Below are 16186 nucleotides of genomic sequence, written 5' to 3'. Positions count from 1 at the left end.
GGAAATCAATCTGCCTCGGTCGGCGAGTCGGCAGACACTAGATAGCGGATGGGCGTCGAAATCGGGTAGAACCCAGGCCGGGGATCGCCAATCGCCTCGACGAGTGCGACCTGGGGGTCACCATCGACGCCGATCTCTAACACCTCGAAAACGTCGAGCCCGCCCTTGACGAGATGGACTGGCTCTCCTCACGGATCGCCACGAGCGCAGACTAATCAGTCTGTTCGACAGACAACGCGCCCCGCCTCCCGAATCGAAAACGAGGAGCGTTCGTGTTTCGGAGCTCCGGAGCATCGGTCAGAACGAGAGCTGCTGTGGAGCACGCAGTTTCGTCGGTGAGGGTAAAATTTCGGGCCGTGCGAAATCGTAGCGCCGAGCCAGCCCGTGCATATTCAGCTCGTAGCGGTCGCGGCGCGCCCCTGCGAGATCCGTCCGGATCACACCTACGGCAGGCGGCCGACCCGCATCCACACTCATCGATAAACACCGCTTCTGCCCAAGGAGTCGCCCCCGTGCTTGGGCGAACCCGCTCGAGCCGACCGGCGTTAGCCGAATAGGCCCCCTAGAAGCCGGTTTCAGGTGAAAGCTCGCCGTGCGTTCGCGGGCTATGCGTTGTGCGATCTCGTCGACGCTGTGGCCCTTCGGAATCCGGCGCGGCCACAGCATGACCGCTCCGAAAACGAAACCGCAGAACGTAACCGCAATACCGGACGCGATTCCCTCACCCCGAATATCGCAGCGGGCAAAGGGCTGGTGACCATGTCACCAGACAGGTGGTAGCTTGGTGCATCGCAACGTACTGAAGCGTTCTGAAAGGTCTGTTGAGGCCCAACATTTGGATTAGCTCAGCCGATTGACCAGGGCTTTTGTGAAGCGTACCAGTGGGTTTGAATCCCGTTATCCGCTCCACGGAAACGCCAGGTCAGTAGCGTGACCTACCTTGGTGTGGTTGCGTATGTCACCACTTGCGGTCACAACGGACGGTCTGCGCCCGCGAGTGTCTCGCGAACGTTTGCGAACACCGACCAACGCGGAGATTCAGACGGTCACACACTGGCCGGGTTATCGGGATGCCGTCATCGGGCCTCAATCTGTTCGCGCAGGATGTCTCCGTGGCCGGCGTGCCGGGCGAACTCGGCGGTCGTGAATACATAGATCCAGCGAAGGCTGACGACGGCTCCCGTGTGTGGATGCTCGCGGGTCTCGTCCAGGGGGATCCGCGCTGCGATAGACCTGGCTCGGGCGCTTGCGCGTTCGAACTCCGCGATCACCTCGGTCACGGTCTCGTCATCGTCCACCTCGAACCCTCCGTGTGCCCACAGCGGGCCGTCGCAGTCGTCGTCGGTGAGCCGTCCGAGCGTGCGCTGGAACCACATTCGCTCGGCGAACGCGGCGTGTTTGATCAGAGCTATCGGGGTTGTCAGCGAGGGTACGAGCCGACTCCTGGCGTCGGTTTCGGACAGGCCGCGCACCGTGCTGATGAGGTCGGCGCGTGCCTGGTCAAGCATGGTCTCGAGCAGTTCTCGTTCAGTGCCGGTGGTGCGGATCGAAGTGGTCATTGCAGGCTGGCCCTTCCTCGGCCGGTCCGGCGCACGCCAGACAGACCGATCTGCTGATGGTGGTTGGGAAACGGTTCGCCGGAAGGAATCGGCGACGGGGGTGGTCGCATGCTTGGCGACCAGGAATCCTGATTCGGGCCGCCGATGGTTTCGCAACCCACGTCAGAAGTAGGCGCGGCGGACCACTCACGAATTTACCACTACGGCGGCCCTGGAATGCCCCCAGATGCTGAATCAACGAACTCCACGCGTCGTCGAAACCGCCCGCGCTCCACCGTCATCGGCCGCCACATAGCAAGCTGAGAAACCGCCACTTACCGCTGCGAGTCACAGGACGGGCGCGTCGGAGCAGTGTCGAACGATTGGTGTTCAACAAGTCCTGTCAGAACCTGCTCGTACAGTTCCGCATGGCCAGCCAGCCTCGCTCCCTCGACATCGCCGAACCGCTCGCCCTCGATGGCCGATCGCGTCGGTCTGGAGGCAATTTGAGGGCTGCACCTGCCACCGGTGGATGCCGACCAAGCGCGTCATCCACGAAAGCCTCTGTCCAGGGAGCTGACGTGCCGGGAGCGACACAGACGGCTGCTGCCTGTGACGATGGTGGCGGGAATACGATCTGCTGTGAGTTGCGGGGCGACGGGGGAGCCCGTTGCGGAATCGAAGGGCTACAGGGATGACCGATTCCGAGCGCGGACCTGGTGGTCGGCCTCCTATGCTGGGTAGCGTCGATCCCGCTGCGCGGCAACCGGATCCGCCGGCAGGCGGCTGGGGCACGCCTTACGGGCCACCTGGCCAGGGATATGGGCCGACACTGTCGTATCTGCAACCAGCGACCGGCAGCCGCAGAGCGGCTCTGATCATCGCCGGTGTTCTTGGGCTGCTGGTGGCGCTGGGGCTCGGTGTTGTGATCGGCATCGTCGTCGGCGGTGGCGACAGTAGCAGTGAGTCCGCCGGTGCCTCGGCTACTGGGAAAACGGGCACCTATTCGATGAATGCGATCACCAACGCATGCGACCTTGTCGACCCCACGCCGTTGACCAAGTGGTCGCCCACGCCGAAAGGTGCTCCCGAGCATAGGGAAACGCGGCCAACCGCCTACGAGAGCGGCAGCCTGAAGTGCGATGCCGGATACACCAGCGCGACCGCCGGCGAGTTCCCCATGAACAAGGCCGGCATGAGCGTCGAGGCCGAATTCACCAACGGTGCGGCGCCGCCCTTCTACGACCATTGGAAGCACGCCGACGTCGCCACACCCGAAGCGGAGTCGGCTTCCGGTGAGGTCACCGGACTCGGCAATCAGGGCTACTGGTACTCCGAAGTCAGAGGAAACCTCGTCGCGAACATCACCTATGTGGTCTGTGTGCAGGACGGCAATGTCTCGGTGCGGGTGAAGATCTCCCTCACGCGTGAGCAGGGTTCTCCCGCGGTGCGGCGCGAGGAACTCGATTCGATCGCCAGGTCCCAGGTCCGCAGGACGCTGGATGGTCTGCGGGAGAAGTAGAGACCGGAGACTCTAGCGGAACGGTACGGACGCTGGCTGGAATACGATCGGGTCGGAGTTGAGGTCGACGGGAGCCCGTTGCGGAACCGAGGGGCTATGGGGATGACCGATTCCGAGCGCGGGACCTGATGATCGGTCGACGCCGGAGGGCGCCTATCCTGCTGTGCGACAACACGATCCGCCAGTTGGCGGTGGTGTTCGGATCTGTCCGGCGCCCAACGGAATCGGTGTCGGCGGGAACCACAGATCACACTGCGGCTGATCACCAGGCCGATTCTCGAGCCGGTCGGCTGGATCCTTCGGCGCGTACTCCGGGCGCAGCTTCTTGCGGAACCACGATGGTGACCCCGACCAGCCGACCCGCTCGGCGATCACCGCCGCCGGCATCATCGGGAACTCCGCCAACAACGCCCGCGCCTGGAATCGACCGACACCACGTTGGCGCCGCGCCGGCTGGCCCGACCGGTCAGCTCGTCAACGAAGACCGCGACGTCAGCCCGGTTCGCGGCCACCGGATCGATGCCGTTGTCCTCGCAGACCCGCAGGAACTCGGCCAGTCCCCGCGCATACGCATCGATCGTGCGCGGCGCCCGGCCACAGTCGGTCCACCCCGCAGCCACTCCGCCGCCCGCTCGTGCTGCCCGAGCACTGGCCACTTCTCCTCCAACCCCGTTGCCGCCAAGCCTGCCTCCCAGTTCCGTGGTCGAATTCGGAGCCGTCGAGCTCCTCGGTTTGATTCGACGTAACTAATGAGAAGTGCGTCCGGAGAGCCCAAGAGGTTCGGTGGTCGAGATCGTCGGGATCATTGCGGTGTGCTTCATCTCCTACTTGGTGCTGTGCGCGGTAGTGGTGTTGCGGACTAGGAGCGCTGAGGCCCTGCGTCATGTCGCACAGGCCATTCGCGCACTGCTGGACTTCATTTCGTTGAGGGGTGAAGTCTGCCCACCTGCTGCCAGGCCGCCGGCCCGGCAGCAGACAGGAGATGAGCCTGGGTTGTTGGGAATTGATCGATTGATGGCCGCTGACCCGGTTGGTGCCGAGTGCCTCTGGCCTGCAGTCCCATTCCGGTCGTGTCGTCGAAAGCTACGACTTACTCTTGCTTGTTGTGGGTGCTCCATGGCCAGCAGTTCTGGTGGGGTTGCCGGGGGCGGCGGTCGCACTGACCTCGCTGTGGTCGCTGATCCCGCTAACCACAGCCCGCGTCCACCTTTACCGCCTGAAACGTTTAGCCGAGATCGTCGCGGCTACTGGCGAGGACTGCCCGAAGGTGTTGCGTGAGAGCCTGATCCGCGAATCGTATTGGGTAGCGGCCTACCGCGCAGAGCGCTACACCCGGAAAGACAAATCCGCCATCAAATGGCTATTGATCGGCGCAGCGGCCGCCACGAGCGGGGCAGGCGCCGTCGCTTTGGCAGTCCTCGAACATCACAGATGGTGGGGGCTCGCGTGTTTCCTCGCGGCCAACGTGACCCCGTACCTTTTCCTCCCCCAAACATTCGCGATCTACCGATGGATCCAAGTTCGGCGCCAGTTCTACTCCTACTTAGGCGGTCGCGCTGACATCCCCGCCATACCGCGCCCGTCGCTGCTTCCGCTGCTGATGCAAGCCCCTGACCACGATGACGTGCAGCGATGGTTCAACGTGGTATTCGGCGGAGCCCCACCTCTGAATCCCAAGAAGATTCAGGCTAACGACATGCGGCTGCTCCAGGCACTGGTCGACGATTGGATCCAAAACGATCGCCCCCGATGGCCAGACCGTATCGCGCAAGAACCGCGGGAACGAGCGCACAGGCCCCGTGAGTGGCCGACCTGACAAAGCCTGGCCAAAGGTATACGCCGGACCCAAAATTGTCGTTTGCCACCGGAGATCACACCCAGGTAGTCGCCAGCCACACGGTCACCGCAGCTGCGAGAAGAAGCGTGATGTTGAGGCCGACTTGTCGGTCTTTGCCGGTCAGATGGACCGGGATCGCGCCGAGCTGTAGGAGTACGAAACCGATGGCTGCGGCCACGGCGAGCCAAGGTGCATGGCCGGTCAGCGGTGGAAGGATCAGTCCGAGCGCGCCGAGAATCTCGAGCGCGCCGATGGCTCGGATGGCGGGTAGTGGTAGGCGGTCCACCCAAGTCATCGTGGGCCGGAGTCGATCCCGGCTTCGGGTGATCTTCAGTGCGCCTGCATAGAGGTAGAAGAGGGCGAGCAGGCCTGCGGTGATCCAGAAAGCGATGTTCACAATTCCATCCAGCAGTGGCAGGTGCGGGCCGAGGGCACAACGAATCGCGCGCTCGGGTTCAGGCCGAGCCGGTGACGGGCTCGGTGGCGTAGTGGCTCATCACTTCCATGTTCACCTGGGGTGTCAGTTCCCGGCCGTCGGCAATCAGATCCCGTAGGTCGCGGAAGTACTGCACATACAGGTCGGGTGTGAAGGTGCTGAGCATGACGGCCGGTTGGCCGGTGATGTTGGCGAAGGTGTGCGGAGCGCCGGGTGGGACCATCACCAGCGTGCCCGCTGTCGCGTCGTAGTCGGTGTCGCCGACGGTGAACCGCACCGTGCCGGAGATGATGTAGAAGCCCTCGTCGTGCTGGGCATGCCGGTGCTGGGGCGGTCCCGGAGTGTAAGGGGGCAAGACGGATTCGGCGAGTCCGAGGCGGTGGCCGGTATTGCTGCCGTCCTCGAGGACCCGCATTCGCGTGGCACCCAACATGATCGTCTCACCCTCGCCGGATCGCACTACCGAAACTGTTGCACCGGAGTCCTTTTCGTCGCTGTTTGATTCGTCAGTCATGCTTCGATTGCACCGCTTGGACGTTGCGGGTGTCCAAGACCTGTTCCGCGATGGCAATACCGAACAGGTATCGTGCCAGCGTGGAGCTACGTACGCTGCGCTATTTCGTAGCTGTCGCCGAGGAACGCCACTTCGGTCGCGCCGCCGCCCGGCTGCACATGAGCCAACCGCCGCTGAGCCGCGCCATCCGGCAGCTGGAGGCGGAAGTCGGCGCTGCCCTGTTCGACCGGTCACCCACCGGAGTCGGAATCACCCGGGTTGGGGCCGTGTTGCTGGACGAGGCACGCGCCCTGCTCGAGCAGGCCGACCGCGTCAGCACCCGGGTGGCCGCCGCAGCCGGAAACACGAACCTCACCATCGGCATCCTTGGCGACGCCACCGACCCCGGCATCACCAGGCTGGCCGCCGCCTACCACCGCCAGCACCCCGAGGTCGACATCCGCATCCGCGACACCGACCTCACCGACCCCACCTGTGGGCTGAAGGCCGGACTGGTCGACGTCGCCGTGACCCGTGCACCGTTCAACGACACCGCCTTGATCGTGCGTGAACTGCGCGCCGACCCGGTCGGCGCGGTTCTGCGCGCCGACGATCCACTGGCTCATCGCGACCATCTGACACTGGCCGACTTGGCCGGCCGCCGCTGGTTCCAGTTCCCCGACGGCACCGACCCCATCTGGCAGACCTACTGGAACGGAGGCGAGCCGCGTGAAGGCCCAGTAGTGCGGGTCGTCCAGGAATGCATGCAGGCCGTGCTCTGGAACGGCACCGTCGGCATAAGCCCCCTCGGGCACACCGTCCCCGAGGAATTGGCCGCGATCCCGCTGATCGATATGGCGCCGAGCAGCGTGGTGGTGGTCTGGAACGAGGGCGACACCAACCCGTTGATCCGATCGTTCGCCCAGGCAGCAACCGCCGCATACCGCGATCCCCCACGTCGGCCGTGATGCGACTCGGTCCACGAATAAACGGTTCGGCATCACCGCGGGCACAACCGGTCCGATGCCGACGGCATCCCGGCGCACGACGCTCCGAAACAGCGCAATCTCGTTCGCCGACCAGCGTCAGTCGCGATCACCCGCGCGCCGCCCCAGACCATCGCCGCCAGAAGCAACGAGATTCCCGCGTTCACGCGGACTAGCAAGAGGCGCTCCGAACTCTCGCCGCTGAACGCCGGGCATATTCACCGACTGGACAGCGTGATGGTTACCAGGCACCGGCCGACGGTGTGATGGGCAGCATGGCGGTCGCTGACCTGAACGCGTACTCGCTGCGGATGTGGGCGTCGTCGGTTGGTTCGGTATCCCAAGGGAACTGGACGTCCGGTGCTCACTCATCAATCGTTAAGGTTCCTGCAAGGCGCACTGGCGATGATGGTGCCCAAACCGGCAGTCTATCAATGGATTTCATATGCGTTCCGACTCTGATACTGACCAGCAGAGACTCGACTCAGCCGCCTTCGTTGCTGTGGCTCATGGATTCGGTGGCGGCTCGGGTTCGGGCCACCCCGGCCGAAGTTGCTGTGTCATCGGGTGAGGGCGACCACGATTCCTTCACCGACGCCCGTGCAGTACGTCGCTGAGATCACCGACGAGGACTGGCGGCTGAACTCACTTACCGAGATCGGAGAAACCTCAATGTGTAACACCCGATTCCGCGCCACCGTGATCACCGTGGCAATCGCGGTAGCGGCTGGATTCGGTCTCACTGCGTGTGGCAAGGCGGAACGCTGGTGCGAACGAGACCAAGGCGATGTTTTGGTTGAAAACTGGCACTGCGAGCAGAACCTGGCGGGCTATGAGTGGGAGCCAGACCACGACAAGCCGAAGACAAAGAAGAAGCCGATCAAGTCGAAGAAACAGAACAGATGATTCGCTGCGATGGAGGCCGAGCTCGCAGACCGGGATGTCCCTGGCTCACCTCAGCGACCAGCTCGACACCTGGTGTCGTGATTCCCGGGCAACCGGCAACTTGCGCGAACTGGCCGTGCGTTTGCGAAAGATTGTCGAGGACGATGGAGACCAGCCACGTTGGCTGAAGGATTTCCGGGCCGGGCATGCCGAGGCCGATCCGGGGGCCTGGGCAGGAATGCTGACAGGTGGTGGATGCTGGCCGGTCGATCGCGAAGGTCACCATCGGCCGGGCCGCGCGTGGTTATCGCGATGATGTGCCGGACAGCCATCGTCGAGCGCGGTCGAATACAGAATTCTTGCGCCCGCGTGTTCGATCGATCGGGTTGCACCAGCGGGGCAACGCCTCTCGCGCGGCAAGCCATGTCTGGGGTATCCCAACGATCGGACCCGTGCGGTTGCCGGTGTAGGCGGCGACGATCCCGCCGACGATGGCGCTGGTGGTGTCGATATCTCCGTCTGCGGCAATACATGTGGTGATTGCGGCCGGGTAGTCGTGCAGATATGTGGCCGCGACCCACATCGTGAACGGCACCGTGTTCTGTGCGGTGACCAGGGATCCGTTGCCGAGTTCGTTTGCGGCTTCGGCGGCGGGGGCTCCGAGTAGGGTGCGGGCGCGGCGGATCAGCCGGGTCGTGTCACCGTGGTCGAGGCGGTCCAGGACGCCGGTAATGAATTCGGTCGGTGTGGGCCGTGTCCCGTTCAGGCGGGCTTGGGCGGCGTGGGCTGCGGCGAGTGCGACCGCGACGGCGCCGGTGATCCCTTCGGGATGTAGATGGGTCACCTGTGCCAACCGGATCGCTTCGGCGACAACCTTTTCCATATCGCTGGCGTAAAAGGCACCTAATGGGGCGACGCGCATGGCCGCGCCGTTGCCGCAGGAACCTTCGTCACCGAACGCGGCCGCGGCGGCTGTGCGCCAATGCACGCCGTCGCGGATTCGATGCAAGGTGGCGACTGTGGCGAAGCCGTAGTCACGTGCCGGGTCGAAGCGTCGCGCGAAAGCGGTGGCAAGCCGATCCTGGTCGATCTCGCCGCGACTGGACAGCTCGGTAACCACGGAGCAGGCCATTTCGGTGTCGTCGGTCCACCCCCATGGTCCGGCGGGAAGATTGTCTGTCCGTAGGTCTGCGATGGATCGGCCCATGATCGGGAACTGCTGTCCTAAAGCGTCGCCCACGGATAGTCCATCCAAGGAATCAAGCATCAACTCGACATGCATTGGCTCTGATGATAGCCGAGGGGTAGGCGATCGACGTGTATGGCGACTGTTGTCGACGGCGCGTGAATTCAGCTGCCGTTGACGGCTGTGTGTCTGAATCCTCAACGGCGGCTGTGGATGTCGGTTCGTCGCCGCAGGTGCGTGGATGTGTTCGGTGACGTGTTTGCGTTGCTCGTGCCCAGCAGAGCTGCTTTCGGTTGGCGTGGTGGATGCCTCGTCGAGTTCGAGCGCGATTCCGGACCTATGCGCGACATCGCGCGCGTCGAGCTTCAAGGCTTGGATACAGCGCGGATGGTGTCGATCGAGGACGAGTGCTCGGGGTTGTCGATCAATAGGCTGACCGAGGTTGGGAATCAGTACGACATCAGTCCGGTGCGTGTCGCCGTGATCGCCACGGTGATGGCCAGCCGTGATGTGACGGCCAAGGACGGCCATCCCGTTAGCCGGGTTACATCTGGCCGTGGCGGACCGGGCCGGCTGGTTCGTAGGTGCCCAGGACGATGCCGAGATCGGTGACGGTGAGCTCGACTGGGCGCATCGTCGCCGGGAGGATGCCGTCGTTGAACAAGCGGCGACCGGAGCCGAGTACCAGCGGAAATGTCATCAGGCGGAAGCGGTCGAGGAGTTCGTGCTGCAATAGTGTCTGGAGCAGTTTGCCGCTTCCCCAGATCTGCAGCTCGTCGCCGGGTTGGTTCTTGAGTGCCTGTACCGCTGCGACGATGTCGCCGGTCAGTAGGCGAGCGGTGTCGGGGTGTTCGCCGCGCCAGGTGGCATCGGCCTCACTGAGCGAGTTGGACACGACGTATTTGGGCAGGGAGTTGATCGCGGTGGCAATGGTGTTGTCGGGGTCGGTCTGATCGGGCCAGTAGCCGCGGAAGATGTCGAATGTTCTGCGACCGAACAGGAACGCGCTGGCGTGGCTATTGAGCTCGGTGACGAACTCGCCGATGGCTTGGTCCGGGAACGGGGCCTGCCAGCCGCCGTGGGTGAAGGCGTCGCTGGGATCTTCCTCGGGTCCGCCGGGGGCCTGCATCACGCCGTCGAGGGTCAGGAATGTCTGAACGGTGAGCTTCATATGAATGCAGACGGAGTGGTGCGCTGATTCTGAGCGGTCTCAGGCCGAATCGCTGCCGACCGTGTCGGAACTCCATCAAGGACCGCCGGAGGTGTTCCGATTCGGTCGCAACAGCGTAGGCGTCCTCGACTTCAAGATGGAACGCCTCCCGCTGCACTGACGGAATAGGCTGGTCCACTCGTCACCCGGCAGCGGCTGCACCGAAAAACGTCATCGCCAGCGCTGGCTCTTCGATCGCCACCTTGTCGGCGGCCAGCTCCAACTTGCCGATCGTTTTGGAGCGCGATCACTGGACCTGACAGCGTGCAAGTACCGCAGCCAGTGTCGGTCAGGACGGCATCGATGTAGCGCGTCGCTCAATGGATCCCAGTGGGGCGTAGGGAATCTTGACCCACATCCGAGCTGCGTTCGCGGACGTGTTGTCCAGCGACGAACCCGTAATGTCGACGCCGCGCTTGTGGAAATCAGATCACGGCTACCCGGGAAGCTGGTTGTAGCGCCGGACGAGCTCTTCGGCGGTGGCACGGGCGTTGTCGCAGCCGCCGCCGTCAACGCGGACCTCGATGACGTTGATCTTTCGTTCGGGCGTGTGGAGGTCTCGGTTCTTGACCGGCACCGGCGGCTGCGGATCAGTCGAGACCGAAATCTGGCAGGTGTCGGCGTACCCGGTGCAGCCGGGCTTCTCGTTCGCTGAGAATCCCCCGATCGTCGTTGCTCCCGCACCACATTCCGGCCCACCCAAGCTCGCCATCCAACCGCTGCGCAGATGCTCGGGCAACAGACGCGGCACGCATAACCCTTCCACTGGCAGTCGACAGACGGCCAAACTTGTTGTAACACTGCGTTGGTGGTCGCGCCGTGGCACGATTTCGTGAGTGAAGATCGGCGCGCTGCTCGGGTTCCTATGGCGCTAACGTTGCCATGGCGTGCCGTGAGAAGGCTGATTGCTGCGCCTTGTGCGCAGAGTCAACAGGTGCTCGCGGCGCGGTCAATCCGTCAATCGCACAAAGGGATTCCCATGTCCATCGAACCAGACGAACGCCTTGGCATACGCGGGCAAGCCAATGCTGTGGTGCACGCTCTGATCACCAGTGTTGTCAGTGTGTTCGCACTGATAGTCGTCGTCGTGCTCATCTCGAAGGCGCTCGGTCTGGGTGCGGAAGAGTCGGAATCGACTGCGGCGAGTACAACGGGCAGTTCAGCGCCTACCGCGCCGGCAACCACACCGGCCGCTGCGCCGGCGCCCCTGTCGGATCCGCGATGCGCGCCAGCGCCTGAAAATGTTGTCGCGCAGGTGCAAGCGGGCCTCACCATGGATGGCTACCGGCTCACCAATGCCACGGTGATCATTGACGGTCGTCTCACGTTCTTCGGCGCGACGACCCTCGACGCATCCGGACAGATGGAAGAGCGTTCGGACGTGTGGATCCTGCGCGACCACGTCGTCTACGCCTCCACCGGTGGCGCACGCAGCAACTCGCAATTCCCGAAAGCCTCGTCGTCACCGCTGAGTATTTCGCCGGGAGACGAGCGGGTGCGAGCCGTGGATGCCTGTGTAGTGGATGCGACGCGCAGAAGTTGATGCACCTGCGGGCGCGACGGATCGGAAGAGCCCGCAGCGAGTGGTGGACCGGACCGCGCGGAACCCATACCTGGTGTCGTCAGAGTCGCATCAATATCTGCAATGTCGGCCCTGCTGCACGGATAGGCGACAAACCGAGAGTTCCTGGCGACCGTTTCCGGGGTCACCGCCGGCGTAACGGTGAAAGTGGCCCACGACGTGGTCAGGGCTTCTTGCCGTCGTGGGGGTACGCGACCCGGCTGGTTTCGTGGGCATGCATCGACACGGGCCCAGATGTAGGGGCGTAGGCGTTTTGTGGCTTGTTCGGGTGTGCAGAATTCGAAAGCATCGAGTTCATGCTCAAAGGTTCTGAAAGGTCTGTTGCGGCAAAATATTTGGACTAGTTCAGTCTATTGACCAGGCGAATAGTCAAGCGCCGGAACATGTTCGAATCCGTCATCCGTCCCACGAAACGCGAGGCAGTAGCGTTGAGCCAGCCTAGTCAGGTGCGTATGTCACCACATGCGGCCGCAACGGCATCTCAGGGAACCCACCGGCTCTGGAGGCTTCATCTTCCGTGACGCATCCACCAAGACCCAGCTCGTACGTTGAGAATCTTGCCGCCGGTCAGTCGAGCTCACATCACGCTCGCGTCCCGGGTAACGGGTCGATCGCCTGGCTTTCGCGCTGTCGGGGTGGCGATGACGATGGTCCGGTAGCAGAAGAGCGGTGAGCGCGGGGAGTGAGAATATCGGGCGCAATCCGGATCGAGGATTGGGAGCTGTCCGGGCGGATCTGACGCTGCGACGCGAGCGTTACACGGTAGTGGAATTCTGGGTGCTCTGCGCTAGCCGTTCCCAGGCGGGCGAGGTGATTCCGACGGATTCGTTCACCAGGCGGATCAGCTTCGGATCCAGCGTCGGGGTTGTCCGGCCTGCTCCCGTGCGTCTGCCGGTCAGCCACCGTCGGGTGCGGTCGGCCAGGTTCGCCAGGCGCGGGTCGTCGGGGGACCAGTCGAATGCTGCGTCATAGTCGAGGTAGATGGCTGCGAATTCCGGGTCGTCGATGGCGTCGAGCTTGTCGGCGATCCAGCCGGCCGCCTCTTTCGGGGCGACCGATTGCAGCAAAATCCAGAGGTCGCGCTCCATCCGGACGGCCCGGTCGCTGACCCCGAGTTGTTGCAGGCGATCGAGGTACTCGGCGACTTCGGTGGACACGAATAGTCGGTCGCCGGAACCCAATTCGGCGATCCGCTCACGGGTTCGGTGGATCTCCTCGGCGCGTTCGGCGAGCATGCGGTCGATCTCGGCGATCGCCGCCGCGAACTCGTCGGAGTTCGCGGTGAGCAATTCCTTGATACGTGCCAAGGGCACGCCGGCCTGCGCCAGTGTCTTGATCTTGACCAGATCGATGGCGTCTTCGGCACGGTAGCGGCGGTAGCCGGAGGAGTCGCGCGGCGGCTCGGGGAGCAGGTCGCGCTCGTGGTAGACGCGCACGGCCTTGATCGTCACGCCCGCATACCGCGCGAGCTGCCCGATCGTGATCATGCGCGTCTCCCTTCGTCGATGCGCCCAGGCGCGTGGCACATCATCACACGCGAGTGAACAACCGGCCCGCGAGATCGATTCCTGCCACCGCGCCGGATTCATCACGGGTGAAGAACCCACGTTGTCCTTGCAGACCGCCCTCGGTGACGATGTACTCGTCCGCGTCGCCAGGCAGCAGACCGAGGACAGCCGGTGGCAGGTCGGGCGGCATTTCGGTGTCCGCCGCGGCCCGGACCTCCGGTTTGATGGCACATCCGATCGTCAACACAGCTCCGTCGGCGTCGAGCGTGAGCCGCATCATCTCGTTCTCATAGCTACCAGCGATTTCCGCCGCCCGCTCCGCGTCGTAGGGCAGCGGTTCCGGGTCGGGTTCGACCACGCCGAGGTAGTGTTCGAGCACCCAGTTCATCAGGGTCCGGTTGAACGCGAGGCCGGCGTCGGGGCCCGCGTTCGACGTCACGGCGACCGCGAAGTTCCGTTCCGGCACGATGAGCAGGTCGGCGAACTGGCCATTGCCCGATCCACCATGTCCGATCGTCGCGACACCGTTCACCTCGCGCAGGAACCAGCAGATACCGAATGCGTCACCCAAGGTGCTGCCGCGCAGTTCTACGGTGTGTTCCCGCATCCGGTGCAGCAGTTCGGTCGGGAGAATGCGCTCGCCGTCCTCGGTCCGGCCGTCGCCGACATGGAATCGCGCCCAGCGCAGCAGATCGCTCACCGACGTCGCCACACCGCCGCCGGGGTTGTTGGAACGGTTGTCCTTCCACTGCCGGGCCACAGTGAGCACACCGTCCGCATCGACGTTGTGGCCCACCGCGAACCGCCGGGTCATGGCGTCGTTGACCGCGTAGCAGCTGTGTGCCAGCCCGAGCGGTTCGAACAACAGTGACGCGACGGCCCGCTCGAAGGTCGATCCGGTGACGTTCTCGATGATCCGGCCGGCAAGGTTGAACCCCGCCTGGCTGTAGGACGCCCGCGCGCCCGGTTCCGAGATCAGGGGCGACTCGGCCAGTTTCGCCGCGTGTCGCGCCAACGCGTCGTCTCCTTCGCCGGTGTCGACGCTGAGTTTCCATTCCAGCCCGGCCGTATGGTTGAGCAGCCGCATCACCGTGATCTCGTCCGCGCCCGCATCGGTGGGGGCGAATTCGGGGACATACCGCCGCACCGGCGCCTCCAGCTCCACCCGGCCCTCGGCGACCAGCCGCATCAACGCGGTAGCGGTGAAGGTCTTGCTGACCGACCCGACCACGAACATCGTGTCCCGGTCCACCGGAAGCGGATTGTCCACACTCGTCACCCCGTGGCACGCGAAGTCTTCTCGACCACCGGCCAACACCCCGACGGCGACACCCGGTACGCCCAACTTCTCGGCCGAGGCCGCAACGAATTCTGAAAGTTCCTGGGCTATCTCGTTCATGCCACTATGCTCGAACCTTGCCCCCGGGGCAAGGTCAAGCCCCTAGGCGAAACTCGCCGACCGCAGAGTGATCGAGTCGAGTCCGGACGCCGACTTGGTGCGTGGACCACCTGGCGATTTTCGAAGTCGACTGCACCGCAGGAATTCCCGCACTCGTGTGCCAGCGGGTCAGGTGGCGGTGGTGCGCGGGCCGACGCGGATATTGCGGTAGATGGTCATGCAGGGAGGCCAGGTGTCGGGTTGCGGCGACGTCGAGCCAGCGGCGGGTACCTCTCCGTCGCGCCGACTCATTCAGTCGGTCGGCGGCATGCTGGCCGAGGTCCTATCCGCGGCGAGCGCCCGACCGGATCCGCTCGGTGGCACCCGCCTCTACGGCCCCGAGGACATTCCACGCCTGGAAGGCGTGCTGACGTCGACCCGGAACACACGGAACCGGGTGGGGGGTGCTGTGCCGGTCGTCTATCTGACGGCAGCCGCTCTCAGGAGACCCTCCGCCGTGGGACTGTCGGTCACGAGGGTGTTCACGTAGCCGGCGCGAGCCGCGACGAGGATTGAATCCACCTTGTCTTGGCCGATGGCCACGCCGATTGTGTGCGGAATGCGTGGGAGGTCCTCTAGCGGGATGGCGATGAGGCGCTCGAACCCACTGGACTCGATCGGCGCTCCGTCGGGTCCGTAGGGGCGGGCGCAGATGTCACCGACGGCGTGCTCGAGCGTTTCCTCCCGCGCTGAGATGACGCTCGGCAGCGACGAGCGGTGCAGCGGTGGAGCACCGATCCCGAGTAGTGCGGCGCGCGCAGACCGCCACAGCTGCTGGACCCGCTGGATCTGTGGGTCGCTCATCAACGCTTCGTGCAGGTTCGGTGTCGGCATGGCGGGGGTGTACAGCATGACGGGGACCCCGCCGACCCGCAGCGCCAGCGCCCGCGTGATCTCGTTCGACTGGTAGTGCGCTTCCGGCTCTTCGATACCGCCGACTGTCGGGCACAGGACGACGCCGGGCAGTGGTGGAAGATCGTGCCGTGCGACTGCGAATACCGTTGCGCCGGTTGACACTAGAAGCGTGTCTCCGGGGCGCAGTTGCGCCTCGGTGAGAGCGTCGGCGACGCGGGGAGCGAGCAGCGTCCCCAATTCGACGCCTGGGGACTCCGGTGTCACGTATGCCGCCGTTAGTCCGAGAGCCTGGCGGAGATCATGCTCGAGGTCGGTCAGCGCCCGCTTCTGCGGGTTGCGGACCGTGACCTGGACGATGCCGGTCTCGCGCGCCTCGGCGAGGAGACGACTCACGGTCGCACGGCTGGTGCCGATTTGGTGTGCGATCTCGGCCTGATTCGCGTTGTCCAGGTAATACAGCCGCGCCGCCTGGTACACCAGCCCGGGAGGAAACCGGCGGCGGGCGCCCGCATCAATACTCCCGGCTGCTCGGTCTGTCATCGGCATCCTCCTTTCGTGCTCAGCGTGCACATGTTCAGAGTATTCGATCGCGTCTGAACATTCGTGCTGTACATTTTTTCACCGATGTCTATAGTGACATAGAACACGCCTCCCTCGGGAGGCAGCATGGCAGAAGGAGTCGCTGGTGACTGATCGACAACGCACCCGGT

General features: G+C 64.2%; 14 protein-coding genes. 5 read left to right on the top strand and 9 right to left on the bottom strand.

Going from position 1 to position 16186, the window contains the following annotated elements; all coding sequences use genetic code 11:
• Positions 1-1076: 1076 nt before the first annotated feature.
• Entirely contained in the window at positions 1077-1559 is a 483-nt protein-coding gene (locus tag ACIBG0_RS28805; RefSeq protein WP_397036523.1) for a DinB family protein, read from the bottom strand.
• A gap of 673 nt (positions 1560-2232) precedes the next feature.
• On the opposite strand from ACIBG0_RS28805, the gene ACIBG0_RS28800 reads away from it, so the two are divergent.
• Positions 2233-3060, top strand: coding sequence for a hypothetical protein (locus ACIBG0_RS28800; RefSeq protein WP_397036521.1), 828 nt, complete (start codon positions 2233-2235; stop codon positions 3058-3060).
• Positions 3061-4192: 1132 nt separating this feature from the next.
• Complete coding sequence (locus tag ACIBG0_RS28795) at positions 4193-4876, top strand: hypothetical protein (RefSeq protein ID WP_397036520.1); 684 nt, start codon at positions 4193-4195, stop codon at positions 4874-4876.
• A gap of 55 nt (positions 4877-4931) precedes the next feature.
• On the opposite strand, the gene ACIBG0_RS28790 is transcribed toward ACIBG0_RS28795, so the two are convergent.
• Together ACIBG0_RS28790 and ACIBG0_RS28785 are read right to left on the bottom strand one after the other, a co-directional pair.
• Positions 4932-5294 carry a DoxX family protein gene (locus ACIBG0_RS28790; RefSeq protein ID WP_397036518.1) on the bottom strand — a complete coding sequence of 121 codons (363 nt, stop codon included), beginning with the start codon at positions 5292-5294 and terminating at the stop codon, positions 4932-4934.
• Positions 5295-5352: 58 nt separating this feature from the next.
• The gene (locus ACIBG0_RS28785; RefSeq protein WP_397036516.1) at positions 5353-5847 is read right to left on the bottom strand and encodes a cupin domain-containing protein; all 495 of its coding nucleotides are present in this window, start codon (positions 5845-5847) and stop codon (positions 5353-5355) included.
• Positions 5848-5927: 80 nt separating this feature from the next.
• Between ACIBG0_RS28785 and ACIBG0_RS28780 the strand changes: the two genes are divergently transcribed.
• Together ACIBG0_RS28780 and ACIBG0_RS28775 are read left to right on the top strand one after the other, a co-directional pair.
• Positions 5928-6794, top strand: coding sequence for a LysR substrate-binding domain-containing protein (locus ACIBG0_RS28780; RefSeq protein ID WP_397036514.1), 867 nt, complete (start codon positions 5928-5930; stop codon positions 6792-6794).
• A 618-nt stretch (positions 6795-7412) separates the two neighbouring features.
• On the top strand, positions 7413-7718 hold the full coding sequence (locus tag ACIBG0_RS28775; RefSeq protein WP_397036512.1) for a hypothetical protein: 306 nt from the start codon (positions 7413-7415) through the stop codon (positions 7716-7718).
• A gap of 283 nt (positions 7719-8001) precedes the next feature.
• On the opposite strand, the gene ACIBG0_RS28770 is transcribed toward ACIBG0_RS28775, so the two are convergent.
• The 3 genes from ACIBG0_RS28770 to ACIBG0_RS28760 form a co-directional block, all read right to left on the bottom strand.
• Entirely contained in the window at positions 8002-8937 is a 936-nt protein-coding gene (locus ACIBG0_RS28770; RefSeq protein ID WP_397036511.1) for an ADP-ribosylglycohydrolase family protein, read from the bottom strand.
• Between the two features lie 490 nt (positions 8938-9427).
• Positions 9428-10054 (bottom strand): dihydrofolate reductase family protein, encoded by a 627-nt coding sequence (locus tag ACIBG0_RS28765; RefSeq protein WP_397036509.1) that lies wholly within the window; start codon positions 10052-10054, stop codon positions 9428-9430.
• Between the two features lie 475 nt (positions 10055-10529).
• Positions 10530-10844, bottom strand: coding sequence for a hypothetical protein (locus tag ACIBG0_RS28760; RefSeq protein WP_397036507.1), 315 nt, complete (start codon positions 10842-10844; stop codon positions 10530-10532).
• A 183-nt stretch (positions 10845-11027) separates the two neighbouring features.
• Between ACIBG0_RS28760 and ACIBG0_RS28755 the strand changes: the two genes are divergently transcribed.
• Entirely contained in the window at positions 11028-11636 is a 609-nt protein-coding gene (locus tag ACIBG0_RS28755) for a hypothetical protein (RefSeq protein WP_397036505.1), read from the top strand.
• Positions 11637-12430: 794 nt separating this feature from the next.
• On the opposite strand, the gene ACIBG0_RS28750 is transcribed toward ACIBG0_RS28755, so the two are convergent.
• From ACIBG0_RS28750 to ACIBG0_RS28740, 3 genes are all read right to left on the bottom strand, one after another.
• On the bottom strand, positions 12431-13162 hold the full coding sequence (locus tag ACIBG0_RS28750; protein ID WP_397036503.1) for a MerR family transcriptional regulator: 732 nt from the start codon (positions 13160-13162) through the stop codon (positions 12431-12433).
• 43 nt (positions 13163-13205) lie between these two features.
• On the bottom strand, positions 13206-14582 hold the full coding sequence (locus ACIBG0_RS28745) for a serine hydrolase domain-containing protein (RefSeq protein WP_397036501.1): 1377 nt from the start codon (positions 14580-14582) through the stop codon (positions 13206-13208).
• 459 nt (positions 14583-15041) lie between these two features.
• Positions 15042-16016: a sugar-binding transcriptional regulator gene (locus ACIBG0_RS28740; RefSeq protein ID WP_397036499.1), complete on the bottom strand. Its 975-nt coding sequence runs from the start codon at positions 16014-16016 to the stop codon at positions 15042-15044.
• Positions 16017-16186: the final 170 nt, after the last annotated feature.

The sequence above is a fragment of the Nocardia sp. NPDC050630 genome, from assembly GCF_044457245.1.
Lineage (GTDB): Bacteria > Actinomycetota > Actinomycetes > Mycobacteriales > Mycobacteriaceae > Nocardia.
This window is presented reverse-complemented; position numbering and strand designations above follow the sequence as displayed.